The sequence below is a fragment of the Shewanella sp. 3_MG-2023 genome (assembly GCF_030548765.1).
Lineage (GTDB): Bacteria > Pseudomonadota > Gammaproteobacteria > Enterobacterales > Shewanellaceae > Shewanella.
Genome location: NZ_JAUOSH010000014.1, coordinates 58,799 through 83,887, shown reverse-complemented (window position 1 = coordinate 83,887; position 25,089 = coordinate 58,799). Strand labels below are relative to the sequence as shown.

23 protein-coding genes are annotated in these 25,089 nt (G+C 39.7%); 13 read left to right on the top strand and 10 right to left on the bottom strand.

Annotated features, from left to right (window positions below; translation table 11 throughout):
• Positions 1 to 3 precede the first annotated feature (3 nt).
• From Q4591_RS09955 to Q4591_RS09905, 11 genes are all read left to right on the top strand, one after another.
• On the top strand, positions 4 to 921 hold the full coding sequence (locus Q4591_RS09955) for an SDR family NAD(P)-dependent oxidoreductase (RefSeq protein WP_303460890.1): 918 nt from the start codon (positions 4 to 6) through the stop codon (positions 919 to 921).
• Between the two features lie 117 nt (positions 922 to 1,038).
• On the top strand, positions 1,039 to 2,220 hold the full coding sequence (locus Q4591_RS09950) for an acetyl-CoA C-acyltransferase (protein WP_303460887.1): 1,182 nt from the start codon (positions 1,039 to 1,041) through the stop codon (positions 2,218 to 2,220).
• Between the two features lie 32 nt (positions 2,221 to 2,252).
• Entirely contained in the window at positions 2,253 to 3,911 is a 1,659-nt protein-coding gene (locus tag Q4591_RS09945; RefSeq protein WP_303460885.1) for an AMP-binding protein, read from the top strand.
• A gap of 198 nt (positions 3,912 to 4,109) precedes the next feature.
• Complete coding sequence (locus Q4591_RS09940; RefSeq protein WP_241903547.1) at positions 4,110 to 4,769, top strand: hypothetical protein; 660 nt, start codon at positions 4,110 to 4,112, stop codon at positions 4,767 to 4,769.
• Between the two features lie 87 nt (positions 4,770 to 4,856).
• Positions 4,857 to 6,959, top strand: a complete 2,103-nt coding sequence (locus Q4591_RS09935) for a molybdopterin-dependent oxidoreductase (RefSeq protein ID WP_303460881.1) — start codon at positions 4,857 to 4,859, stop codon at positions 6,957 to 6,959.
• A 20-nt stretch (positions 6,960 to 6,979) separates the two neighbouring features.
• Complete coding sequence (locus Q4591_RS09930) at positions 6,980 to 7,141, top strand: hypothetical protein (RefSeq protein WP_303460879.1); 162 nt, start codon at positions 6,980 to 6,982, stop codon at positions 7,139 to 7,141.
• Positions 7,142 to 7,147: 6 nt separating this feature from the next.
• Positions 7,148 to 7,897, top strand: a complete 750-nt coding sequence (locus Q4591_RS09925; RefSeq protein ID WP_303460917.1) for a DUF1295 domain-containing protein — start codon at positions 7,148 to 7,150, stop codon at positions 7,895 to 7,897.
• A 63-nt stretch (positions 7,898 to 7,960) separates the two neighbouring features.
• Positions 7,961 to 8,794 (top strand): MoxR family ATPase, encoded by an 834-nt coding sequence (locus tag Q4591_RS09920; protein WP_303460877.1) that lies wholly within the window; start codon positions 7,961 to 7,963, stop codon positions 8,792 to 8,794.
• A gap of 24 nt (positions 8,795 to 8,818) precedes the next feature.
• Positions 8,819 to 9,991, top strand: coding sequence for a VWA domain-containing protein (locus Q4591_RS09915; protein ID WP_303460875.1), 1,173 nt, complete (start codon positions 8,819 to 8,821; stop codon positions 9,989 to 9,991).
• A gap of 105 nt (positions 9,992 to 10,096) precedes the next feature.
• Entirely contained in the window at positions 10,097 to 10,657 is a 561-nt protein-coding gene (locus Q4591_RS09910; RefSeq protein ID WP_102476797.1) for a hypothetical protein, read from the top strand.
• Positions 10,658 to 10,695: 38 nt separating this feature from the next.
• On the top strand, positions 10,696 to 11,343 hold the full coding sequence (locus tag Q4591_RS09905; RefSeq protein ID WP_102476798.1) for a DUF4386 family protein: 648 nt from the start codon (positions 10,696 to 10,698) through the stop codon (positions 11,341 to 11,343).
• 208 nt (positions 11,344 to 11,551) lie between these two features.
• On the opposite strand, the gene Q4591_RS09900 is transcribed toward Q4591_RS09905, so the two are convergent.
• From Q4591_RS09900 to Q4591_RS09860, 9 genes are all read right to left on the bottom strand, one after another.
• The gene (locus Q4591_RS09900) at positions 11,552 to 12,337 is read right to left on the bottom strand and encodes an alpha/beta fold hydrolase (protein WP_303460873.1); all 786 of its coding nucleotides are present in this window, start codon (positions 12,335 to 12,337) and stop codon (positions 11,552 to 11,554) included.
• 138 nt (positions 12,338 to 12,475) lie between these two features.
• On the bottom strand, positions 12,476 to 13,330 hold the full coding sequence (locus Q4591_RS09895; protein ID WP_102439303.1) for a crotonase/enoyl-CoA hydratase family protein: 855 nt from the start codon (positions 13,328 to 13,330) through the stop codon (positions 12,476 to 12,478).
• A gap of 10 nt (positions 13,331 to 13,340) precedes the next feature.
• Positions 13,341 to 14,033 carry a crotonase/enoyl-CoA hydratase family protein gene (locus tag Q4591_RS09890; RefSeq protein ID WP_303460870.1) on the bottom strand — a complete coding sequence of 231 codons (693 nt, stop codon included), beginning with the start codon at positions 14,031 to 14,033 and terminating at the stop codon, positions 13,341 to 13,343.
• 103 nt (positions 14,034 to 14,136) lie between these two features.
• Positions 14,137 to 14,745, bottom strand: coding sequence for a glutathione S-transferase family protein (locus Q4591_RS09885; protein WP_303460869.1), 609 nt, complete (start codon positions 14,743 to 14,745; stop codon positions 14,137 to 14,139).
• A gap of 37 nt (positions 14,746 to 14,782) precedes the next feature.
• Positions 14,783 to 15,694: a bile acid:sodium symporter family protein gene (locus Q4591_RS09880; RefSeq protein ID WP_102439300.1), complete on the bottom strand. Its 912-nt coding sequence runs from the start codon at positions 15,692 to 15,694 to the stop codon at positions 14,783 to 14,785.
• 60 nt (positions 15,695 to 15,754) lie between these two features.
• The gene (locus Q4591_RS09875) at positions 15,755 to 16,885 is read right to left on the bottom strand and encodes a DUF2855 family protein (protein WP_303460867.1); all 1,131 of its coding nucleotides are present in this window, start codon (positions 16,883 to 16,885) and stop codon (positions 15,755 to 15,757) included.
• Positions 16,886 to 16,906: 21 nt separating this feature from the next.
• A complete protein-coding gene (locus Q4591_RS09870; protein WP_303460865.1) occupies positions 16,907 to 17,872 on the bottom strand; it encodes an alpha/beta fold hydrolase in 966 nt (321 codons plus the stop codon).
• A gap of 36 nt (positions 17,873 to 17,908) precedes the next feature.
• On the bottom strand, positions 17,909 to 18,571 hold the full coding sequence (locus Q4591_RS09865) for a nitroreductase (RefSeq protein WP_102439297.1): 663 nt from the start codon (positions 18,569 to 18,571) through the stop codon (positions 17,909 to 17,911).
• A gap of 107 nt (positions 18,572 to 18,678) precedes the next feature.
• A complete protein-coding gene (locus Q4591_RS09860) occupies positions 18,679 to 21,126 on the bottom strand; it encodes a TonB-dependent receptor (RefSeq protein ID WP_303460863.1) in 2,448 nt (815 codons plus the stop codon).
• 531 nt (positions 21,127 to 21,657) lie between these two features.
• On the opposite strand from Q4591_RS09860, the gene Q4591_RS09855 reads away from it, so the two are divergent.
• Positions 21,658 to 23,454 (top strand): acyl-CoA dehydrogenase C-terminal domain-containing protein, encoded by a 1,797-nt coding sequence (locus tag Q4591_RS09855; RefSeq protein ID WP_303460861.1) that lies wholly within the window; start codon positions 21,658 to 21,660, stop codon positions 23,452 to 23,454.
• 62 nt (positions 23,455 to 23,516) lie between these two features.
• Here the strand turns inward: Q4591_RS09855 and Q4591_RS09850 are convergent, their stop codons facing one another.
• Positions 23,517 to 24,419, bottom strand: a complete 903-nt coding sequence (locus tag Q4591_RS09850) for a LysR family transcriptional regulator (protein WP_303460859.1) — start codon at positions 24,417 to 24,419, stop codon at positions 23,517 to 23,519.
• A gap of 129 nt (positions 24,420 to 24,548) precedes the next feature.
• Here Q4591_RS09850 and Q4591_RS09845 point away from each other — a divergent pair, with 129 nt between their 5' ends.
• A complete protein-coding gene (locus tag Q4591_RS09845; protein WP_102439293.1) occupies positions 24,549 to 25,001 on the top strand; it encodes a PACE efflux transporter in 453 nt (150 codons plus the stop codon).
• Positions 25,002 to 25,089: the final 88 nt, after the last annotated feature.

Genomic DNA, 25,089 nt, shown 5'->3' with positions numbered 1-25,089 from the left:
AGTATGACGATTAGTTTTATAGGAAAAGTGGCTATAGTTACTGGAGCTGGAAATGGTTTGGGCCGTTCGCACGCATTAGAGTTAGCCAGAAGAGGTGCCAAGGTGGTGGTTAACGATTTAGGCGGCGCTCGAGATGGCAGCGGCGCTTCAAGTGCAGCCTCTCAAGAAGTGGTTAAATTGATTGAGACTATGGGCGGAGAAGCCATAAGCCATGGTGCAAACGTGGCTGATTTTAGCGAAGTTGAAGATATGGTGCAGCTGGCCATGGCGAAGTGGGGCCGGGTTGATATTCTAATTAATAATGCGGGTATCTTGCGTGATAAATCATTTTCTAAAATGGGCCTCGATGACTTCAAGTTAGTGATGGATGTCCACGTTATGGGCTCCGTGAACTGCACTAAAGCTGTTTGGGAAATCATGAAACAGCAAAATTATGGCCGTATTGTCATGACCACATCATCAAGTGGCATGTACGGTAATTTTGGCCAATCAAATTATGGCGCTGCAAAAATGGCGGTGTTAGGTTTAATGAATACCTTAGTACTTGAAGGCGCTAAAAATAACATTCGAGTTAATGCGTTAGCGCCTACTGCAGGTACACGAATGACGGAAGATTTAATGCCAGAAGAAATTGTAAAAGCATTCGCACCTGAGGCGGTAACTGCTGGGATGCTAACCTTATGTGATGATGAAGCGCCTAATCGATTCATTTTATGTGCCGGAGCTGGCGGGTATTCTAGCGCAAGCATCTTTGAAACGGACGGGTGCTTTTTACCTCAATCTTCACAAACCCCAGAACAAGTCCGTGCTCATTGGGATGAGTTAACGGCGCAAGAAAGCCAAACAGAACTCACTTCAGGCGCCAAGCAAGGTGAGAAATTTGTTATGAAAGCAATGGCGTTTATGCAATCTCAGCACTAATTCTTAAACTAATAATTTTACATACAATCATAATAAATTTAGCGACTCAGTTTTGTTTGCTTTATACCGAACCTAACAATATAAAAACTAAAATAATTAAAATAAGAGAGGGGATTTATGAGAGAAGCCGTCATAGTTTCAGCTGCACGTTCACCGATAGGCAAAGCTTATCGGGGCGCTTTTAACGATCTTTCTGCGCCGACTTTAGCAGCTGCTACGGTCACCGCCGCCATAGAACGAGCTGGAATTGAGCCAAGTGATATTGATGACTGCATCTTTGGCGTGGTGTTAACTCAGGGCAATCAAGGAATGAATTTTGGCCGTCAGGTTGCCATGGCGGCTAATTTACCCGTTTCAGTTCCCGGAATGACAATTGATCGTCAATGTTCTTCAGGCTTAATGTCGATTTCAATCGCGGCCAACCAAATTGTCTGTGATGGTTCGCAAATCGTTGTCGCAGGGGGCTGTGAATCACTGAGTTTAGTGCAAAACGATAAAATAAATAGCTACAGGGTAGTTGATCCAAACGTAAAAGCTTATCGCCCCGCCATTTATATGCCGATGCTTGATACTGCTGAAGTAGTCGCAAAACGTTATAACATTTCTAGAGAACAACAAGACCACTACGCTTTATTATCACAACAACGTACTGCAGCAGCGCAAGCAGCTGGAAAGTTTGATGATGAGATAGTGCCAGTAACTTGCACTAAATTAGTCATGGATAAACAAACTGGCGCCATTACTCAGCAACAAGTCACTTTGTCTAAAGATGAAGGCAATCGTCCATCAACCAATTTAGCGGGTTTATCGGGTTTAAAAGTCGTTAAAGACAATGGCTCCATAACTGGCGGTAACGCATCACAGTTATCAGATGGCGCTGCTGCAGTGGTTGTTATGGAGCGTGAACTCGCCAAAGAGCGAGGTCTTGAACCATTAGGGGTTTATCGCGGTTTAGTGGTGACAGGCTGTGAACCCGATGAAATGGGTATTGGTCCTATTTATGCCATTCCTAAATTACTCGAGCGTCACGGCTTAACCATGGATGACATCGGTTTGTGGGAAATAAACGAAGCTTTTGCTGTTCAAGTGTTGTATTGCGCAGAATACTTAAATATTCCAGAAGACCGGTTAAACGTTAATGGTGGTGCAATTTCTATCGGCCACCCGTATGGTATGAGTGGCACTCGAATGGTAATGCATGCATTAATTGAAGGTAAGCGTCGTGGGGTTAAATACGTAGTCATAAGTATGTGTATTGGTGGCGGACAAGGTGCAGCGGGCTTGTTTGAAGTGCTTTAAGGTTTAACAATAATAAATAAGAGGCAAGTATTATGGAAAAGATTTGGCTTGAAAAAAGTTATCCACCTGGGGTTGAATTTGAGATTGATCCAGATAAATACAGTTCATTAGCTGAGTTGTTTTTTAAATATACCAAGTTATATAAAGACAACACCGCCTTCGTTAATATGGATGTTGCTATTAGCTATGCAGAACTTGAGCAACAGGCTACTGATTTTGCGGCCTATCTACAACAAGAGCTAGGGCTAGTAAAAGGTGATAAATTTGCCATTATGATCCCTAATTTATTGCAATATCCCATAGCCCTGTTTGGTGCGCTGATAGCTGGGCTTACTGTCGTCAATGTTAACCCGCTTTATACTCCTCGGGAACTTGAGCATCAACTCAAGGATTCTGGCGCCAAAGCTATTCTCATTCTCGAAAACTTTGCCAATGTACTACAAGCCGTTATTGATAAGACCGCTGTAGAACAAGTGATTATCACTGCTGTAGGTGACCGCTTAGGAACAATTAAAGGTGCTTTAATTAATACCGCGCTAAGACATGTAAAAAAACAAGTCCCAGAATATAACTTACCTCAAGCAATAAAATTTAATAAAGCCTTAGCTTTAGGCAGTAAATTATCTTTTACTCCAGTTGAAATTGTCGGTGCTGATTTAGCTTTTTTACAATACACCGGCGGCACGACAGGCCCATCAAAAGGGGCTATGTTAACCCACCGTAATATGGTGGCAAATATAGAGCAATCTAAAGCTGTAACTAAGAATGTTTATGAAATAGGTAAAGAAATCATGATTACGGCTTTGCCGCTTTATCATATCTTTGCACTTACATCGAACTGCCTAGCCTTTATGCCTTTTGGTGGTAAAAATATTCTAATCACCAATCCACGTGATATGGACGGCTTTGTTAAAGAGTTAGCTAAATATCCTTTTACTGCTATTACAGGGGTGAATACCTTATTCAATGGCTTATTACATACCCCAGGTTTTGACAAACTAGATTTTAGTTCTCTTAAAATGGGCTTTGGTGGCGGTATGTCAGTCCAACGGCCCGTCGCAGAACTGTGGGAAAAAGTAACTAAGACTCGCTTATTAGAAGGTTATGGATTAACAGAATGCGCCCCATTAGTCACCATGAGCCCATATAACCAACAAAGTTATAACGGTTCCATTGGCGTGCCAGCCTCGTCAACGGATATCCGCTTAGTAGGCCCCGATGGTGAAGACGTTGCCAATGGTGAGCCCGGTGAAATGTGGGTTAAAGGCCCACAAGTGATGAAGGGTTATCATAATCGCCAAGATGCTACTGATGAAATCCTTATCGATGGCTGGTTAGCAACCGGCGATATTGCCACCATGGATGAAAATGGCTTTTTTACCATTGTTGACCGTAAAAAGGACATGATTATTGTCTCCGGCTTTAACGTTTTCCCTAACGAAATTGAAGAAGTACTCGTTAGCCATGAAGGCATATTAGAAGCCGCTGCTGTTGCAGCGCCAAGTGATGCATCTGGAGAAATGGTCAAAGTGTTTGTGGTTAGAAAAGATCCTGATTTAGACGAAGCCGCGGTATATGAGCACTGCTCTGAATTACTGACTAATTATAAGCGCCCTAAAGAAGTGACCTTCTTAGATGAATTACCTAAAAGTAATGTCGGTAAAGTACTTAGAAAAGAGCTTCGTTCTTAGTCAATAACCTAGTAGTAAGATTGCATTTGAATTTAACGTTTTAAATTTCAATACTTTAATAGCAGATCAGGGGCATAATGACCTGATCTGTTTTCCGCTGCCATGATTTAGCAATCATTATAGATATTCATTAATGACAAAGCTTAGTTTCTTAGTGTGACCCATCTGAAAAATAACAAGAAATACAGGAACAAATATATGAAATTTAAAAAACTGCCCATAAGCCAACTGTCAGTTTCTATTATGCTATTTTTAGCAGGCTCAGTAACGTTACAAGCTAATGATTTAGCAGAGGTGGGTATTGAATTAGATGCAGCTAAAGCTGCTATTGATATTGATGAAAACAGCTTTAGCTGTATCCGCGATATGACACCAGTAAGGCATTTTTATGTGGACAACATACTTGGTGATCTTGACGCAACATTGGCAGTAGCCAATGCCCCTGAGGGAGCAAAATATCCTCCAGGCTCAGTAGTACAGTTGGTACCAACAGAAGTGATGGTAAAAGGCAAGGCGGGTTCATCTCCTGTCACAGGTGATTGGGAATTTTTTGAGTTAGAAGTCAGTGAGGACGGCTCAAAAATAGTTAATCGCGGCTTTGTTGATGTCAATAACCGTTTTGGCGGCAATTGTTTTACTTGTCATTTACCTGCTCGCGATAAGTGGGACTTTATCTGTGAATCAGATCATGGTTGTGAACCCATTCCAATCGATCACAGCATGACGGGTGCGCTGCAACGCTCAGATCCTCGCTGCGGCGAAGAAGCACTTGAATCTGGCGACAGTATGGCGTTATTTAAATTAAAAACCATGGTGGTTATTGGTTCGGTTAAAAAGTGGTTTGAAGACCTTTTTTAACCACACTGCTATTAAGAGTAAAGTGAATAAGCTTTGCTCTTTTTTATGGAAATTTTAAAAGTAAGATTAACCAAGTCAGGGATGAACATGAATGAAGTCAAAACCCATTACCGAAATTGTAATATTTGTGAAGCCATGTGTGGCTTGGAAATTAAATATCAAGACAAACAAATCTTATCGATAAAGGGCGATCAAAACGATCCTTTTAGTAAAGGTTACAATTGCCCTAAAGCCACCGCGTTAGAAGATTTTTATTACGACAAAGATCGTTTAAAAACCCCCATTAAACGTACTACATCAGGTTGGGTTGATATCTCATGGGAAGAGGCATTTGATGAAATAACCGAGAAATTCAAAGCGATTCAACATAAACATGGCAAAAACGCATTGGCAGTTTATTTGGGCAACCCTAATGCCCACAGCCTTGGCAATGCCATGATGCTAAAACCCTTTTCAAAGTCTTTGGGCACCATAAACCGTTTTAGCTCAGCTTCGGCTGATCAATTACCCCATCATGTAGCATCTAACTTCATGTTTGGTGCCGGTATGTTAATCCCAGTACCAGACATTGATCGCACCGACTTTATGCTAATTATTGGTGGTAACCCTGTTGTGTCAAACGGCAGCATGATGACAGCGCCAAATGTTATCGGGCGCATGAAGGCGATTCAAAAAAGAGGTGGTAAGGTTGTCGTCGTCGATCCTAAATGTTCACGTACCGCTAAAATTGCCGATCAGCATCTGTTTATTCGCCCAGAAAAAGACGCTTTACTGCTATTTGCGCTGATCCATTGTGTATTTACGTCTAACAAAGTGAATTTACGTCACTTAGCCGCCATGACTGATGGTGTTGAGACACTTGAATCTGTCGCAAAAGACTATGCGCCTGAAGATGTTGCTGAATTTGTTGGTATCGATGCACAGAGTATTCGCCAGCTAGCTGCTGATATGACCGCCGCAGATTCAGCCGTTTGTTATAGCCGTATGGGCGCCTCAACACAAACCTTTGGTGGTTTATGCCAATGGTTAACCAATGTACTGAATATCATCACAGGTAATTTTGATCGTGCTGGTGGCGCTATGTTTCCTCAGCCTGCTTTTGATTTACTAAGAAACCACGTAAAAGGGCATAAATCATCATTTGGCCAATATCACTCTCGGGTTAGAAAGTTACCATTTTTTAATGGCGAATTCCCAGTTTCTACCCTAGCTGAAGAAATACAAACACCGGGTGATGGTCAAATTAAGAGTTTAATTACTATTGCGGGTAATCCGGTACTGTCTGCGCCCAATGGCAAGCAAATAGCTGATGCATTTACTGACTTGGATTACATGGTGTCGGTGGATATCTACCTTAATGAAACCACAAAACACGCCAATATTATTTTACCTGGCACTACAGGCTTTGAAAATTCCCATTTTGATATCTTCTTTAACTCATTCTCAGTAAGGAACACGGTTAAATACTCGCCGCCACTATTTGAAAAAAATGCCAATCAGCGAAGTGATTGGCAAATTTTAAAAGAAATTTCATCACGTATGACCAATACGCCTATGGATCCTTATACACCAGAGATGATCTTAGATAGGGAATTAACCCAAGGGCCTTATGGCGAAGAAGGTATGAGTTTACAAAAGCTGATTGATAATCCACATGGGATTGATATGGGCCCATTGATGCCGTGTATTGAGCAAAGGATTAAAACGGCTACAGGTAAAATAGACTTAGCGCCGCGAATATATCTCGATGATTTATCACGCTTAAATGCGCTGATGGCCACTGCGCCAAGAGATCAAACATATCCATTTGATTTAATTGGCCGCCGTTTAGTGAAAAGTCACAATACCTGGACGCAAAACTCGGCGCGTTTAGTTAAAGGTAAAAATCCCTGCACCTTAGAGATCCATACCCAAGATGCGCAAACCCTCGGTATTAAACAAGGACAATTGCTTAAGGTGAGTTCTCGGGTGGGTGAAATCCACATAGAAGCCGCAATTACCAATGACATTCTCCAAGGCGTGGTGTGTATGCCTCAAGGTTGGGGGCATAATCAACAAGGTACACGCATGTCAGTTGCAGCAACACAGGCGGGTGTCAGTATGAATGACTTAACGGATGCAAGTAAGGTCGACACGTTAACAGGTAATGCCGTACTTAATGGTATACCCGTTGCTATTGAACTTGCGTAACTGTAGGGGAAACATGACAGATGAAATACTTTACACCGTTATTTGTTTTTATTGCTGGTTGGATACTCTTAATATTTAGTGATACTTTGGCGACAATTGGTCTTGTTAATGGTTTGCTGCAATTACTCATGTTCACCTTTGTGGTATGTATTCCTACATGGCGTACAGGCCGAATGTCCTAGGTTGATATAGGTTGGCCATGGGGGCTCACACTCATTGGTATTATGACTTGGTGTTACAGTGACGGCGATTCAACCCGTGTCGCATTAGTCAGTATGGCTTATATTTTTGCTGGTAGCCGAATGGGGTTTGGGGCGTTAAAACTGTGGACATCAGGTCACCTGCAAAAAGAATTGCCACGTTATGAATACCAAAAACGTCGCTGGCAAAAAGCAGGTAAAACTAACGTGGCGTTAGCGCAGCAAATAGAGGCGATAATACAAGGTTTGGCCAATGCATCTTATTTGGCTTTACCTGCATTTATTATTGCAGCCAATACAGACTCACAAATTTCAATATTTGAAATTATCGGCATTATTGTGTGGCTGGCTGCATTTGCGATGGAAACTATTGCCGATATACAAAAGTTAGCTTTTTTGAAAGCGATGAAATCGACAGGGATTAACAATCAGGTTTGTAATGTGGGCTTATGGCGATTTAGTCGTCATCCAAATTATTTTGCTGAATGGATGGTGTGGAATGGATTAGTCATTGCCGCTATTCCATCATGGCTAGCCTTATACCAACAAGAGACAGTGGTTGTTTGGGGATTATTAGGTGTAGGTTTACTGATTACCTCCAAAATAATGTACACCACCTTAGTTGTTTATACTGGCGCAGTACCTTCTGAGTTCTATTCAGTGCAAAAACGCCCTGAATATAAGGCCTATCAACAAACAACTAATATCTTTTTCCCGGGCCCGAATAAGACACAGTAAATATAACGTTAACTAAAAATAGCACTAGAACTAAAACTAAAACTATCACCAATAGGTAAAAGCATGTTTAAAAGTACTGACAACTATATTGCTTCGAGCGATCTCACTATGGCTGTGAATGCCGCTATCGTATTAGAAAAACCGTTATTGATTAAAGGCGAGCCGGGTACCGGTAAAACTCAATTAGCGGAAGAGTTAGCTAAATCTTTAAATTGTAAGTTGTATCAGTGGCACATTAAGTCGACTACTAAAGCGCAGCAAGGATTGTACGAATACGATGCGGTGTCACGCCTTAGAGACAGTCAGTTAGGTGACGCACGTGTGCATGATATTTCAAACTATATCGTTAAAGGTAAGTTATGGCAGGCTTTTGAAGAAGAGCAAAGACCCATTCTGCTTATCGATGAAATTGATAAAGCTGACATCGAATTTCCCAACGATTTACTGCAAGAATTAGACAAGATGGAGTTTCATGTATATGAAACTCAGCAAGTGATCAAAGCCAAACAGCGTCCGATTATCATCATTACCTCAAATAATGAAAAAGAACTACCAGATGCCTTTTTAAGGCGCTGCTTTTTCCATTACATTAAATTCCCCACCAAAGTCGAAATGGAAAAAATCATCGATGTGCATCATCCAGATGTTAAGCAACAACTACTCAAGCAAAGCTTAGAAGTATTTTTTTACCTACGAGAAGTGAATGGCATTAAGAAAAAGCCGTCTACTTCTGAACTGATTGATTGGATCAAGCTATTAATATCAGATGATATTTCTCAAGCGAGTCTATTGGATAAAAATTCTGACGTTATTCCGTTATTTGGTGCGCTGCTTAAAAATGAACAAGATGTGTCATTGCTTGAAAAACTCGCTTTTATGAGTCGTAGAAACCGCTAATCGCTAAAGAAAGGTAGTGAAATCATGTTTATTGATTTTTTTCTTACGTTGAAAAAACATAACGTACCTTGCAGTTTGCGGGAGTTATTAGATCTTATTGCCTTATTAAAAAAAGGCGTGGTGTTTGCAAGCGTTGAAGATTTTTATAACTTAGCCAAAATCGTGATGGTGAAAGACGAAATTTACTATGACAAATATGACAACGCTTTTGCGGAATACTTTAAAGGCATAGAAAGCATAGATGTGTTTGATCAAATCTTGCCTGAAGATTGGTTACGTAAAGAATTTGAAAAGCATTTAAGTGATGAAGAAAAGCAACAGCTGAAAGCCTTAGGTGGCCTCGAACAGCTAATGAAGGCATTAAAAGAGCGACTTGAAGAACAGAAAAAACGCCATGCTGGTGGCAATAAATGGATCGGTACCGGTGGAACATCACCTTTTGGTGCTTATGGCTATAATCCTGAAGGAATAAGAGTAGGGCAAGAGGGTAACCGTAATAACAGCGCGGTTAAAGTCTGGGATAAACGTGAGTTTAAAAACTTCGACCAAGACCGAGAGCTAGGTACCCGTAATATCAAGTTAGCATTAAAAAAATTACGTAAATTTGCCCGAACTGGTGCCAGTGAAAAGTTAGATATAAACACCACTATTCGCTCCACTGCTCAAAATGGTGGCTTGTTAGATGTACACATGGAGCCTGAGCGTCACAATGCGGTAAAAGTGCTAATGTTTTTTGATGTTGGCGGCTCAATGGATGATTACATTCAAACCTGTGAAGAGCTTTTTTCAGCCGCCCATACTGAATTCAAACAATTAAAATTTTTCTATTTTCATAATTGTTTATATGACAAAGTATGGCAAGACAACAGCAGACGCTATCAACAAACAATTGACCTTGAAGAAGTCATCAGAACATACGGATCAGATTATAAAGTCATATTTGTCGGCGATGCGACAATGGGGCCTTATGAAATTGTCGCCCGCGGTGGCAGTGTTGAACACTGGAACGAGAAACCTGGCAGTGATTATATGAATCGGCTATTAGGCCACTTCAATAAAGTGACCTGGTTAAATCCACAACCCCAGCAGCATTGGTCTTATCATCAGTCGATATCGATAATTCAGCAGTTAATGGAAAACAAAATGTACCCGCTAACGGTAGATGGTATTGGTAGGGCGATTAAGGAACTGAGTTAACTCGCGATATAAAATCGACAAACTACAGCTTCATATTGAGCTAAAATAATTCAAGGAAGAAATAAGTGGCTTTTGTGAGGTATCACAAAAACCGTATTTAAAATTATGATTATAAAAGAGATTAATATCACCCAAAAAGCCATTGAGCTGTTTTTAATCGCCATTGTTGTCAGTGTTTTTCTAAATGACATTATCATTAATGAACATACCTTAGCCGCTAACCATCTTTGGTATTTAGCCTTAGCGGTTATCATATTAAGCCTATATCGGCTAGATATCCGCCCCAACAAACAAAATAAAATTCACCATCAAGGTTTAAAAAAAACAGGTATTTATAGTCTACTGTTTATTGCAATTTACCTTTGTGGTCCACTCGCCACAGCAAGATATGGTCATGTTTTACTGACTACGCTAGGTAAATATGAGCATGTTAACCATGAGTTCATTGTTAAATATGTGAGTACAGCCTATAGCAGTCAATATTGTACTGGCGCTGTTTACATTAAAAGTTACCAATTATTCGGCAATGACCGTATATGCGGGGTACCTAAATCACTTTGGTTTAGGTTAAAAAAAGGTGATACATTAACCGTTAAAGGTAGACAAACTAGCCTAGCGTTTGAATATCAGACCGTACAGTTAATCAACAACACTAGCGGAAGCTAACCGCTGTAACAACAAGGTTTTATGAATAAGGATTAGGTGTGAATAACATACAAAAAATAGCTGGCGTTGCTGCACTTTTTGAAGCTGTTATTTACATATCAGCTTTTATATTTTTTGGTGCGTGTTGGGATTACCCAGTCAGTGCAGGTGATACACAAAAACTCAGTTATCTAATTCATCATCAATCAATTTTATCAATCGTTAATTTTGTTATGTATGTCGCTTTTGGGCTTTTTTTAGCCATATTAGTTATAGCGATCCATCAACGGATGAAAACCAAAGCGCCTCTTTTGTCACAAACGGCTACAGTCTTCGGTATTATTTGGGTTGGCCTTGTCATCGCAAGTGGCATGATTGCAAATGTTGGATTAGCAGCTGTTATCGATTTGTCAGCCCAAAATCCACAGCAAGCAATGACCCTTTTAATGGTTATAAACACAATCGTTGAGGCTTTTGGAGGCGGCAACGAAATTGTCGGCGGCTTATGGGTTCTATTATTGAGTGTTGCAGGGTTAAAAGCGATTGAATTACCGAAATGGTTACACTATTTCGGACTATTAATTGGAACTGTCGGTGTTCTTACAATTTATCCTGCTGAAATCCTCACTGAAATATTTGGCTTAAGCCAAATAGTGTGGTTCTCTTGGCTAGGTATGGCAATGCTTGTAAACCTTAACAGCGAATAGGGCGTTCAAACGGCTGAATGACCATTGCAGTCACTAAGTAAATTACTATGGAGTTAACTTTAAAGATAAATATGCAAAAAGTTTCGCACCTTGTAGTAAATAAAAATAGGCCGCCAGAAGCTAAGACTATTGTTAGTTTTACTTTATAAATATAGCTGACTAATTTAGCTGCTATTAAGTAATAACATTATTAATACCATTAGCGTTGTTACCAGTCTTTGACTATGGCCTTAATCATATTGGCAGTATTTTGTGGTTGCTCTAGGGGGAACATATGACCACCATTGGGCATCATGGAAACTTCAATGTTGTTTAAGTTTGCAAAGCGAGTGAAATTCTTAACCGGGAATACGTCAGTTTTTTCGCCATAAATAAGTGCAGCTGGGACCTTAAGTTGGTTTTTATATCTGGCTAAGTTACAAGGTAAATGTCTGAAAATATCGGCTTCAACTTCGGGGGTAAAGCTTAATTCTAAGCGTTTATTGCGCTGGGTTACACCATGGTCAACGTAATCTTTTAAACACCTTGGATCAAAGTTTTTAAATAAATTTTTCTGTGCGAAGTAACCAACTAAGTTAGTGTTTAGCGGCCAATGACGTTGACGGTTTTGTGCCCGGCCTGCAGGAGACCATTTATCAATAAGACGAGTCTTTTTAACAACTTTAAGCACATGACTGAAAGGACCTGTCACCACAGGCGGATCTAACATGATTACACCACGAAACAACTCTGGATGTTGGCATGCTGCAAGAAATGACAGAATGCCACCAAATGAATGACCAATACATATCACTTTTTCATCTTGCTGTTTTAAATAATCAAGCAACTCAGTAACCAAGTGCTGCCAATTAGTGTGTATAGGGTATTTATGATTATGCCCATATTGATCATGAGCAATGGTACTGAACTTTTCATTAAATTCACCGAGAAATGTTTTATAACTTCCTGCAGGAAATCCATTGGCGTGAACGAGGTTAATCAGTGGCTTGGTCATAGTTACTTCATACCATGTTTGATTACTTTTGGTTTAAAATCTTTTTATAAAATCTTGTTATAAAAGCTTTTATAAAAAGGCTATTGTCGATTTAAACACTGTTTGGTTAATTCAATCGAGCAATAGCCCTACAGCGAGTTAGAATATTTTTGAATTATCAATTGGTGTTAGCTCTTGAAACTCTGGTGCTCGTTTTTGCGCTTTGGCAGTAAAAGTTTCCATCATGTCATTTTGCGGTTGGAACATACCACTTTGCCAAGCTGCCATATAATTTAAGCTGTCTGCTACAGAATGATCGCGGCCATAATTTATCATCTCTTTACAGCCTGCTACCGCCAATGGTGAGCGAGCAGCAATTTCAGCTGCTATTGCCATTACGCCTGTTAACATGCTTTGTTGATCTTCAAATACCTGATTAACCAGACCTGCATCTTTGGCTTCATTGGCTGGCATTCTGCGACCGGTATAGGCTAATTCTTTAACTAAACCCATTGAGATTAATTTAGGTAAACGCTGTAATGTGCCTAAGTCAGCGGTCATGCCTAATTTAGTTTCTTCAATACTGAAAAAAGCATCACTGGTACAATAACGACAATCAGCAGCGCTGACCATATCAACCGCGCCACCAATACAACCACCTTGAACGGCCATTAATACTGGCATTCTGGCACTTTCTAATACGTTGAAGCACTCTTGTAGCCTTAATACTAAGCGACGTAATTGCTCATGTTTACGGCCTAATTCAATATTCTTATCATTATTACTTTGGGTAAAAACGGCTAGATCCATTCCTGCACAGAAATGTTTACCTGTTGATGAAATAACAATGACACGAGCAGCAGCTTGATCATTTATCTGTTGAATCACTTTTGGGAATTCATCCCAAAAATCAATATTCATTGAATTAAATTCATCAGGGCGATTAAGCTTGATATGGGCAATTTTAGCGTTAACTTCTACAGTCAAACTGTTAAACTTTTCATTGTTATTCATCGTATTAACCTTATAAAACTAACGTGCTTTTAGCATCTATTTCTATCGCAGCATCTAACGCGGCAAGGATTGCGTGACGTTCTTTTAGTTTGGTGCCATGATGTGATTTCATATCAAGAGATAGCATATGCTTAGCCACTGCATAGGCAGTTGCCATCAGGTGCTCAGGTTCAACAACTTGATCAAGAAAACCTGCTGAAACCGCTGTTTGTGGGGCAAACAGTTCAGCGACTATAACTGAACGAGTAAGATAATTACGTGGGACACGATTTCGCGCAAGCTCAATACCGGCATTGTGCATTGTCATGCCTATAGCGACTTCATTTAAACCAATTTTAAAATCACCCGCACAGCCAATACGGTAGTCACAACTGAGTAATAAAAATGCCCCTTTGGCAATAGCATGACCGGTACATGCCCCAATAATAGGGGTCGGGAACGCCAGCATTCTGCGGGCTAACTTAGAGCCTGCGGTTACCAGTGCTATTGCAGCCTCTGAACTAGACTTCATGGTTTTAAGATCAAAGCCACCTGAAAATATTCCGGCTTGGCCTGTTAAAATAACTACGGCTTGTTGCTGCTCAGCAGCATCTAAAGCGACATTAATTTCTGTAATTATCTCTGGCGAGATAGCATTAACTTTGCCATTGTTTAGCGTAATTACATGTATATTGTTGTCGATTTCGACCTTGATAAGTTCCATTTGCTACCTTTTTAGTTTTAGTTGTCTGTTTTTATTGTCAATCGTTGGTTGCAATATTGTTGCTGTTAATTACTTTATACAGTATTTACTCTAATAAAAAGTCCTATCCGTGTTTTAACACTAATTGATAGGCCGCTCTTTGTTGAACTTTGCTGAGGTAAGCTTTGATATTGTCTTGTCCCTTGAGTAATTTTAAACTCATGGCTATCTCTAACATTATGGTCATCATGATATCGGCGGCGCTAAAGTCATTGCCAGCAAAGTAACTGTGGCTTGCTAAATATTGGTCAATATAAGCAAAGTCGATTGCTAATTCTTTGGCAATATAACCATCTAGTGGGTAACTACCGGCACGGGGTTCCATTTGCAGTAATAAAGTCGTGATAACGGGTAAAGCCAGTGAGCCTTCGGCAAAATGTAACCATTCAAGGTATTGATAATATTGGCTGCTATTTGTGTCTGGTCTTAAATGCGTTGAATAATCTTGGTTTAAGATATATTCCATAATGGCACCAGACTCACATATGGTTATGTCATCATCAACCATGATGGGGGATTTACCCAGAGGGTGTATGGCATATAACGCCTTCGGTGCGAGGTTAGTGTTTGGATCACGCTGATGTATGACTAACTCATAGGGTAACTTCATCTCTTCAAGTAACCATAAAACGCGTTTAGATCTTGATTTAACTAAATGGTGAACTGTAATCATATGAGTATCTTCCGTGTTGTTAATTTTTTAAAGGGCTTCATTTCGCGATATCTAACTGCACTTTCGGTTTATCGGCGCGATTAAACTTTGAATTAAATATTCTGACGAGTACACCTGCAGTAAATAGCATGGTTAACGTATAAATAGCAGGTGTAAATGACATTTTATAATTGGCCAATAAGGTCAGCGCCATGAACATGGATAAAGTACTATTTTGTAAACCTACTTCGATGGTAATTGAAGTGCGCTGAGCAAGGTTTAAACCAAGCCACTTACTTGAATAGTAGCCCAGCGCCATGGTTGAAATATTGAGCAATATTGAAACTGGCCCTGCAGCGATAAGGGCTGAAACCACAATGTCTTTTTGAATGTATGTCAAAAAGATAATTAATAAGGTTAAAAATAAAATACCAAATTTAGACACATGAACTTGTGTACTGTCAGCTAATTTGGGGGCAAATCGCTTTATTAACATCCCGATGCCAATAGGCAATATTGTCAGCTTCATTAAACTTATCATGGTGGTAATAATCGGTAATGAGAACTCAGTACCTTTACCCATAAAGTGCTCAAGCGATAAGTTAAGTATCACTGGAATGGTAAATACCGTTATGATGCTGGCTATTGCTGTCATCGAAACTGACAGCGCGACATCTCCTTTGGCTAAATGGGTAAACATATTCGAAGTCGTACCACCTGGACATAGTACTAACAGCATGACGCCTACGGCATATTCTGGTTCTAAAGGCATGACACTTGCCAATACAAACCCTATAAGCGGCAAAAGTATGAGTTGATTAACCAAACCGATAGATACAGCTTTAGGGTACTTTACCACTCGCTTAAAATCTTTAGGAATAAGAGAAAGCCCCATTCCCATCATGATTAAAAATATACAAATTGGAATCACTTTTGTGTTTACAAATTTGACTAATTCAATACTTTCCATACGAACCTCAGGTTTAACAGACCTTGCTGCTGGCCAATTTAAATGAATTGATATTATTAATTACCAAGAAACAATTTGGCCCACAGATGCATCGGCTTTACCTGCTAATACTTGTTGGTAAATGGCATCTAATTCAGTAACGTTATGAGTTGTGTTGATGGTTATGTTCACACGGCAAAACTCAATGTAACGCAGTAATGCTAAATTCATCTGGTTCATCATTTCGGTGGCACCATATTCTGCAGCACGTTTTTTAAGCTGGTTTGGTGCAAAAAAGAACTCTGGTTTTGCGCCCGGCAAGCTAGCAACGTTAAAACCATCCGAGATATCAATATCTTGGTGATGAGTTGCCCCTATTCGACACGAATAACGCAGTGAGTCTGCAAAGTGGTAATGTATTGCTGAAAGTGTTGATTGACCGCCAGCCATATCAACTAAAATTGATGTGACACCGCTGTCGAGTGACGCTATTTGTTGGTAGCTGACAACTTGATCATAACAAGCTAATGACTCAACAAATTTACGATTAGATTCAGAGGTGATACCAATAGCAGGGCGTTCGCCTCTGTCTTTAATTGAGAAGGCCAGGGCAATGCTGGTTTTACTTGATGCACTGGTGATGAGGTATTGAGCTGCGTCAAAGTAATTATTATCAAACATAAAGTCATCAACTAACCATGAAGTGGTAAATAAACCTCGAAGTAAAATATCAAATTCTTCGTTATTTATCTGATAATAAGGATTAGTATTAACCCGATCAAAGCGACTGTAAACAGGTGAAAGACCTACTCGGCATGGATTTATATCAGAAAATCCCGTTGTAGCGATATTGCCAGCAATAACGGTTAAATGAGTCGCCATTGGCATAAATCCCCAAAGCCTTTCTCCCACTTTAATATGTTGGCAATTTGAAGCAATAACATCTGCATAGCCCATTACTGGGAGTCGCCCCCATTGGGCTTGCTCAGTGCTATTTGCCGTTGGGAAAAATCGCCAATAACCTAAAGCATCTCCGGTGACGCCGTAACTAATGTTGTTTGCTGTAAGAGCAAATTTATCTACTTTCAGCAGTAATTCATTTTCAGCTAAAGGCTGTTCAATATTAAGTGGTACTACTCGGGTTTGGATTAAATTTGATTTTGAAACTTCAAAAACAAATGCACTGTGGGTTAACGTTTGTGATTGGGTCATAACAAGCCTTTATTTTTGTGATTATGTATTAATAAAATGATTCATGACGTGGTTTATCTCTGCAGGTCTTTCGTGTTGTAACCAGTGACTGCAATTTTTGAAACGCACTATGGTGCAATCTGGAACGTATTGGTTAATATCGGTAAGATTCTCATTAACAAAGGCTTGGTCTCGTTCACCCCATAAAATAAGCGTTGGAAGGTTAATACGTATATTGGGTATTTTTATTGTCGCGATGTCTTTAATTGGACTCAATTGACCCGAGTCTTCACTTTTTGACGAGCAGTTATTTTGTTGTTTTAGCGCTGAATGATTAGTGTTTTCTTTTGCCGCTAATTGCGGCATTGCACGGTAATATTGCAGCATGCCATTAATGCCGCCTTGTTGACTCCAAACCTGACGGTACTCAGATTTGGTTTTATTACTAAATGTACTTTTATAAGCACTTACCATGATGTTCTCAGCTAGGTATTGATAGTTATTTTGCTGTAATAAATGCTCTGCATTTTGACTAATTAAGTCATGAATATAGGTACTCTTTTGGCGTTGTAGTGGGTTGTTAACCATTTCTCGGGTGAAGGTACTTGGATGCGCGGCATTCAAAATAATCAGTTTACATATTAGTTGTGGATGAAAGGCTGCAAGGGGCCAAGCGATGGCGCCGCCCCAATCATGGGCAACTAAAATCACTGCGCTATTTGGGCTAATGTGTTTAATAAACTTTGAAAAGAAAGCGATTAAATTGGGGACAGAGTAAAAATCAACTTCAGTAGGTTTATCACTTAAGTTGTACCCAGGTAAATCAGGCGCTATAACCCGATAATTTTCAGCGAAATAACTTAATTGCTTACGCCAAACGCCCCAATATTCAGGAAAACCATGAAGGAAAATGATCGTTGGCTTTGCTTCTGTGCCTGATACAAGATTCGATTCAACATAGTGAATGTTGGTCTGATCTATTAACGCAAACTTATGCTCCAACTGCATGGTGATACTCTTTTAATGTCATATATAAAAAGGCATTTATTCGAAAAAACTGACTGCATTATCGATTAACTCTCTGTCTGTTCTGGTTTTATTTACAGGATTAGTGTCATCAGCAAAGCCAAAAGACATGCCAAATAAGATGCCGCGTTCCTCAGGTAGGTTTAATGCTTCTCGCACAGGATCAGGAAATTGACCTAAGGCACCTTGCATACAATTTGATATGCCATGCTGAGCAAGAACTAATGAAAGTGTTTGCGCGTAAATACCTAAATCTACTGCACCCATAATGTCTAAATATTTATCCATGGTAAAAAATACCGCATGGGGAGCATCAAAGAATTGCCAGTTACGCAGCATTGCCATTTGACGCGCTTTCTTATCTTCTCTGGCTATGCCTAATTCGGTGTAAAGCGCATTTGCTGATCCAAACTGACGCTCGCGGTGTACGCCACTGTATTGTGCCGTCCAGTTAAAGTCTGGGTTTGGCTTGGCGCCGCTCATTAATAATTCCATGAATTGATGTTGTAATTTGTGTTTTGTTTTTCCCGACACCACACAGGCTTGCCAAGGTTGAACATTACAATTGGAAGGGGATAATTGCACCGTTTCAAAAATGTGTTTTAAGGTTTCTTGTGGTACAGGCTTATTCAAAAACGCACGTGCTGAATAGCGTTGTTTTAAAATCGTTTCAATAGGCATTTGCTTACTCTTTACTTAGTATAAAAATGTAGAGTGTTATTAATTGCGTTAAAGGTTAAAGCCAACAGCGACAATGTAAGTCATTGTCACTATTGGCTTTCTCTTAACTAAAACTCATAGGAAATGTTAGCACCGAAAGTACGAGGTTGATTTGGGTAGCCATTAAAACTACCTGCTTGAATCGGAGGCGGGAATGCTGACAATAAGTATTCGTCGTTGGTTAAATTACGTACCCAAAGCTGTAGATTGATACCATTGCCAAAGGCTAATCCGGTGCTGGCATTAACGGTATTAACTTCGCGAGTTAATGAATCAGGCACGTTTTCAGCTAATTTAGTGTCACTTTCATATAAGTAATCAACTCTAGCGTAGCCATATATGTCCTCACCGATTTCATAATTATAAGCAAGTCCTGCTGTCAGGCTTAAATCAGAGATACCAGCTGGTTTTTCACCGGATAAATCCACAGGCCCGTCTAGACCTGATGCGCCAACAAAGGAATCATAAACAGGGTCAAGGTAAGTCCCAGCAAAGGTGATTGACCAATCACTGTTTAAATTATATTTGGAGTCAAATTCAATCCCTTGAGTACTTTGCTTACCTGCATTAGCTAGCACAAATCCAGTACCGATAAAGATAGATGATTGAAATCCTTCAATAGTTTGATCAAAAAATGTGGCATTAAAAGCGCCATTTTCAAAACGTGTTTTAATACCAAGCTCGTAAACGGTAGCTTCTTCAGGAGAGGCATAACGTCCGCCATAAGCTTGGTTAGGTTGTGAAATACCGGCAGTTTCTAATGCCTCTTGATCTGATGCAAAAGGGCTACTATAACGGGACAAATTCCATGACGTCGCTTTAAAGCCTGTTGCAGCTGTGGCAAATATATTGACGTTATTGTTGATTTCGTAGGCTAGGCGAAATGACCAGGTGGTTTTGCTGTCATCTGTTTTATGGTTTTCTACCACGTTAGGTAATTCCATCATTGGCGGTAAAAATTGTAAGCCTTTCAATACTGGAACTGCAGGAGCTAGTTGGGGGATCGAACCAATGGGCACACCAAACAAGGTAAGATCATTATCTAAATCAATTGCAGAAAATACATCAGTATTAGTTTGTTCTATGGTGATGTCTTTTTGGTCATTAATATAACTGACACCAAAAATAGCCGTTAGCTGTTCAGTGATATGGTAATCAAAGCTTGCGAACAGAGAATAGGCATCATTTTTTTGTTCAAACTCTGAGTTAACGGCTGAGGTGTTTGAAAAAAATGTTCTTGGTTCAAGACCATATACTCCTTCAACACCTGCTAATAACCCTGAGGCACCGCCTGCAGCGGTTAATACATCAAAGTAGTTTCGAATATCATTACCGTAATATAAAGTATCGCCAGTAATCACTTCTTCATGGAACAGATAGGCACCGACCATCCATTCAAAGTCTCGCTCGCCTGTTGAAGTTAAGCGCAACTCTTGAGTTACGGTTTCTATTTCTGTGTGACCACCTTCAGTGAGAATATCTAAAGACGTGTAATCAACATCATTCTTAAATCCTGAATCATTACTGCGATAAGCACTGATTGACGTTAATGCAAAACCATCAAAATCAACGTCAATTTGTAGTGAGGCACCGCCATCTTCGACATTATTGTCAGGGTTTGAATTAAGTGCAGATTGATAAGAAAATGAATCATTTTCGTCGATAACAATGCCACCTAATGCGCGAACGGCAGCAGTAGTAGGACCATTAATTGAATCTTCAACAGCGCAGCAGGCCTCTTGAATTTCGCTATAGTCGGCTATTAAGCGAAATTTAACATCTTCAGTGGGTTCATATAAAGCTTGCCCTCGAATGTTCCAACGGTCGCGGTCATTAACATCTGACAGACCAACAATACTTTCAGCATAACCATCGCGAGCGTTATAACCGCCCGATAAACTCACGGCAAACGTATCAGAGAGCCCATTAGTTATATAGCCTTTAACTATTTGCTGATTGTAATTGCCATAACCTAATTCAACCATGCCTTCTAAATCATATGAAGGTTCCATGGTAGTTACGCTGATCACACCAGCAGATGCATTTTTACCAAATAAGGTACTTTGGGGGCCACTGAGCACTTCTATTTGTTGAACTCGCGGTAAGTCACCTATTTGCGCCGCTGCGCGGGAGCGGTAGACACCATCAATGAACACACCAACCGATGGCTCAATCCCGGTATTATTGGTGCCATTACCAAATCCACGAATTGAGAAGTTAGTATTGGTAGAGCGCTGTAATGGCGTAACCCGTAAAGTGGGCACCAATGTTTGTAGATCGTTCATATCAAGCGTATTTGACTGTTTAATTGCAGCGCCGTCCACTACGGTTACCGCCACTGGTGACTCTTGCAGGCTTTTAACACGTTTGGAGGCTGTGACATAGATGACTTCGATATCATCTTTTTCTTCTGAGTTGGTGTTTACTTCTTCAGCAATAGCCGATGAATTAAGTACCCCACAAACTGCTAATGCTGTTAAAGAGTGCTTAAAGATTTGTAATTTTTTTACATTCATATTTATCCCCAATAATGACTAATAGTTATTAAGTAACCTTGTCAACAAACTGATTTACTTAAGTTATTTGTGGCACTTAAGTGCTCTATTAATAACCTGTAAACATCTAGTTTTTATTTGCGTTATTCAATAACTGCAAGGGAATAAATTAGAAGCTAACCTAAGCTTCTGAATATAACTAACTACCACTTTTATGAACGTTTAAACGCTAAATCATGCTATGTGGAGTTTCTGTATTTAACCAATCAATTGTTTTAATAGATTACTATTCATGTAAGGAATACAGGCAGGGCTCAGTCTATGTATAAGGTATGGGAATTACATCGAGCAACAAATACCCACTGACCCGATTAACTAAATAGCATAAATCAATACCATATTATTTTTACTAATAGATCGTCATAAGTATTATGCATTTGGATAATAGCTTTAGTTAACTTAGCATCGAATATTCGGAAATGTTATTTGTGTGAATTATCATCCAAATAGTCAGTTACCACCTTAAATAAAATAATTATTTGGAGAATGACAATGCCTGACTACAAAGCGCCCATACGCGATTTTAAATTTGTGATGCAAGAGTTACTTAGCTGTGAAAGCCATTACCAAGGTCTTGGTTATGAAGATGCAAGTATAGATATGATTGATGCCATCATTGCTGAGGCGGCTAAATTAACTGAACAAGTCGTGGCACCATTAAACCAAATTGGCGACCAACAAGGTTGTACTTGGACTGACGGAAACGTCACAACTCCTGATGGCTTTAAAGATGCCTATAAACAGTATGTCGAAGGTGGATGGCCAACGTTATCGCAATCACCTGAATTTGGTGGGCAAGGCTTACCGCACTCATTAAATATGAACATTGCCGAGATGTTTTCTAGTGCGAATCATAGTTTTGCCATGTATCCAGGCTTAAGTCATGGCGCTTTGGCAACGATTGAAGCCCATGGCAGTGAAACCCAAAAGCAACAATTTATGCCAAAACTTGTTGAAGGAACATGGGCTGGCACCATGTGCTTAACTGAACCACATTGTGGCACTGATTTAGGCATGTTGCGCACCAAAGCTGAGCTTAACGAAGATGGCACCTATTCGTTGTCAGGGACAAAAATCTTTATCTCTGCAGGTGAACATGATTTATCAGATAATATTGTTCATATTGTTATTGCGCGTATACCTGGCGCACCAGAAGGTAATAAGGGCATTTCGTTATTTATCGTGCCTAAGTTTAATGTAAACGAAGATGGCAGTATTTCAGATCGTAATGGCGTGAGCTGCGGTTCTATCGAACATAAAATGGGCATTAATGGTAATGCCACCTGCGTGATTAATTTCGATGCTGCTACTGGCCACTTAATTGGTGAGCCAAACCGTGGCCTTAAGTGCATGTTTACCTTCATGAATGCAGCCAGAATAGGTGTTGCCAGTGAAGGGGTTGCTGCTGCAGAAGCTTCATTTCAAGGCGCTTTAGCCTATGCCAAAGACCGCCTACAAATGCGATCAATTAGCGGAGTGAAAAATCCACAAGGACCAGCTGATCCTATTATTGTGCATCCAGATGTACGAAGAATGCTATTAACTCAAAAATCAATTGCTGAAGGTGGTCGCGCTTTATTATCTTATTTAGCCCAACTAGTTGATATTGTCCATGCAGAAAAAAATGAAGCAGTAAAAGCTGAAACTGAAACTAAATTGGCTTTATTAACCCCAATTGCAAAAGCATTTTTGTCTGAACTTGGTTTTGAAGCGACCAGTCATGGAGTACAAATATTTGGTGGTCATGGATTTATAAAAGAGTGGGGCATGGAGCAACTCATGCGAGACACTAAAATTAGCTGTTTATATGAAGGTACAACCGGTATTCAAGCACTGGATTTATTAGCGCGAAAAATAATAGGTACCCAAGGTGAAATATTAAAACCATTTTCAAAAGATGTGACGCTATTTTGCCAACAAAATATGGACGATCAAGCTATGGCTGAGTTTATCCAACCCATCATGGCATACGCTAAAGAGTGGCATGAACTTACTGTTACTATTGGTGCTAAAGCAACAAAGAACCCTGATGAAATAGGCGGGGCTTCAGTAGATTACTTGATGTTTGCTGGCTACGTTACATTAGCCTTTTTCTGGGCAAGAATGGCAAAAGTGGCTCAAGAAAAGTTAAAGACTGATACATCTGAAAAAGCATTTTACCAAGCGAAAATAAAAACCGCACAGTTCTTTATCCAACGTATGTTGCCAAGAGCTAAAGGTCATGCCGCCTGTATTCAGAACGGTGTAGATTCGATGATGGCATTAGATAGCAAAGATTTTGTTTTCTAAACTTTGAGACCTTATTCATATAACCCGCAAAGTAGGTTTTGCGGGTTATATGTTTTACAAGGCTAATCAGCCATTTCCCAATGAGCATCCTCAAAACTAAGTTGCTGCAATAAAGCAATTAAACTGCTTAGTACTGGCCCTGATTGATGTTGCCGAGAAACTAAGCAACCAACAGGCGTTATCCAGCCTTTGTATTCATGTGCTACTGGTAAACAAACAATATCATCCGATTGAATTTGTTTAACTAATAATGCTGGCACATTTGCCCAACCAACGCCTTGCTGCACTAGTTCAATTAATGTTTGGTGTGTATTGGCATACCAAAGCATTGAGCTAATACCATAACTAAACCACAGTTCATTTTGTTTAAAACTACGATGCACACATTGACGATAGCGCTTTAAATCGGCTCCTTGAACAATATCAAGATTAGCCAAGTGGTGATCTTTTGATGAAATGGTAAAAAACCTCGCTTGACCCAACAGGAAAAAATCCATATCAACTTTTAGTTCACCATCAGCATATATGATACCTACTTGCACTTTCCCTATTCGAATCCATTCTTCTATATCAAATGAAGAGGCAGTGATAATTTCGACATTTGTAATAGGGAATTTGTCGGCCAATGAGGCTAAAACGGATAACAGTTTACGGTCAACAAGACTTTCATCTATCGCTATCACTAACTCGTGTTCATCCTTGTTCGTCAAGGACTCCACTTTTTGATCAAAATACTGCTGTTGATGCAATATTGATTGGGCTACAGGTAGTAAAGTTGCACCGTTTGCCGTTAATACAGGGATGTTTTTTTCACGGTTAAACAACTCTTGGTTAACCGATATTTCCAGGTTAGCAATAGCCTGACTTACGCCAGATTGTGCTCTTTTTAATTTTCGCGCGGCCGCGGAAAAGGAACCCGTTTCACACACAGTTACAAAGACTTTTAATTGCTCAAAACTATACATAATCTGACCACGAATCAATTAATTACCACAAGGTATCACGAAAGCTGATGGCTGTTAACTTTGTTTAGCGGTTTTAAAAGTCATAATAGCGACTTGTTTTATTCAGTAATGCTTGTTGGAGCGATAGTTATGGGTACATTAGAAAGGGTTTTTCACTCGGTTTTGTTTGAAGTTTTAGCGGTATCAATGTCAATTGCAGGATTGGCTTTATTTACAGATCATGAGGTTAGTTCATTATCAGGAACTATGATAACAATCGCTTCAATTGCCATGGTTTGGAACTATATTTTTAATATGGCATTTGACCGAATAGTTAAGGGTGAAAAAGAAAAAAGAACCTTTTCAACACGTATTATTCATGTTGGTTTGTTTGAAGCTGGGTTATTATTCTTCACGATTCCAGTGATGGCTTATATCCTCAAGATCAGCTTATGGGATGCTTTTATTCTTGATTTAGGGGTTACCATTTTTATTACCATTTATGCATTTGTTTTCAACTTAAGTTACGATCATTTGAGAGCATTTTACTTAAAAAATAAAGCAGCTAAAAAGGCATCGTTAGCTCATTCTATATCTTCATAAAGTATGAAATTTAGTTAAATAATTATGCTTAAGTTACTGTTTAACTGCCATAAGACGGTAAAAAAGCAGATACCCTAATCAGTATCTG

Bases quoted from the DNA above. Each gene is read 5' to 3' on its own strand.
- Q4591_RS09955 (WP_303460890.1), top strand. From the start codon at position 4: ATGACGATTAGTTTTATAGGAAAAGTGGCTATAGTTACTGGAGCTGGA.
- Q4591_RS09950 (WP_303460887.1), top strand. From the start codon at position 1,039: ATGAGAGAAGCCGTCATAGTTTCAGCTGCACGTTCACCGATAGGCAAA.
- Q4591_RS09945 (WP_303460885.1), top strand. From the start codon at position 2,253: ATGGAAAAGATTTGGCTTGAAAAAAGTTATCCACCTGGGGTTGAATTT.
- Q4591_RS09940 (WP_241903547.1), top strand. From the start codon at position 4,110: ATGAAATTTAAAAAACTGCCCATAAGCCAACTGTCAGTTTCTATTATG.
- Q4591_RS09935 (WP_303460881.1), top strand. From the start codon at position 4,857: ATGAATGAAGTCAAAACCCATTACCGAAATTGTAATATTTGTGAAGCC.
- Q4591_RS09930 (WP_303460879.1), top strand. From the start codon at position 6,980: ATGAAATACTTTACACCGTTATTTGTTTTTATTGCTGGTTGGATACTC.
- Q4591_RS09920 (WP_303460877.1), top strand. From the start codon at position 7,961: ATGTTTAAAAGTACTGACAACTATATTGCTTCGAGCGATCTCACTATG.
- Q4591_RS09915 (WP_303460875.1), top strand. From the start codon at position 8,819: ATGTTTATTGATTTTTTTCTTACGTTGAAAAAACATAACGTACCTTGC.
- Q4591_RS09910 (WP_102476797.1), top strand. From the start codon at position 10,097: ATGATTATAAAAGAGATTAATATCACCCAAAAAGCCATTGAGCTGTTT.
- Q4591_RS09900 (WP_303460873.1), bottom strand. From the start codon at position 12,337: ATGACCAAGCCACTGATTAACCTCGTTCACGCCAATGGATTTCCTGCA.
- Q4591_RS09895 (WP_102439303.1), bottom strand. From the start codon at position 13,330: ATGAATAACAATGAAAAGTTTAACAGTTTGACTGTAGAAGTTAACGCT.
- Q4591_RS09890 (WP_303460870.1), bottom strand. From the start codon at position 14,033: ATGGAACTTATCAAGGTCGAAATCGACAACAATATACATGTAATTACG.
- Q4591_RS09885 (WP_303460869.1), bottom strand. From the start codon at position 14,745: ATGATTACAGTTCACCATTTAGTTAAATCAAGATCTAAACGCGTTTTA.
- Q4591_RS09880 (WP_102439300.1), bottom strand. From the start codon at position 15,694: ATGGAAAGTATTGAATTAGTCAAATTTGTAAACACAAAAGTGATTCCA.
- Q4591_RS09875 (WP_303460867.1), bottom strand. From the start codon at position 16,885: ATGACCCAATCACAAACGTTAACCCACAGTGCATTTGTTTTTGAAGTT.
- Q4591_RS09870 (WP_303460865.1), bottom strand. From the start codon at position 17,872: ATGCAGTTGGAGCATAAGTTTGCGTTAATAGATCAGACCAACATTCAC.
- Q4591_RS09865 (WP_102439297.1), bottom strand. From the start codon at position 18,571: ATGCCTATTGAAACGATTTTAAAACAACGCTATTCAGCACGTGCGTTT.
- Q4591_RS09860 (WP_303460863.1), bottom strand. From the start codon at position 21,126: ATGAATGTAAAAAAATTACAAATCTTTAAGCACTCTTTAACAGCATTA.
- Q4591_RS09855 (WP_303460861.1), top strand. From the start codon at position 21,658: ATGCCTGACTACAAAGCGCCCATACGCGATTTTAAATTTGTGATGCAA.
- Q4591_RS09850 (WP_303460859.1), bottom strand. From the start codon at position 24,419: ATGTATAGTTTTGAGCAATTAAAAGTCTTTGTAACTGTGTGTGAAACG.
- Q4591_RS09845 (WP_102439293.1), top strand. From the start codon at position 24,549: ATGGGTACATTAGAAAGGGTTTTTCACTCGGTTTTGTTTGAAGTTTTA.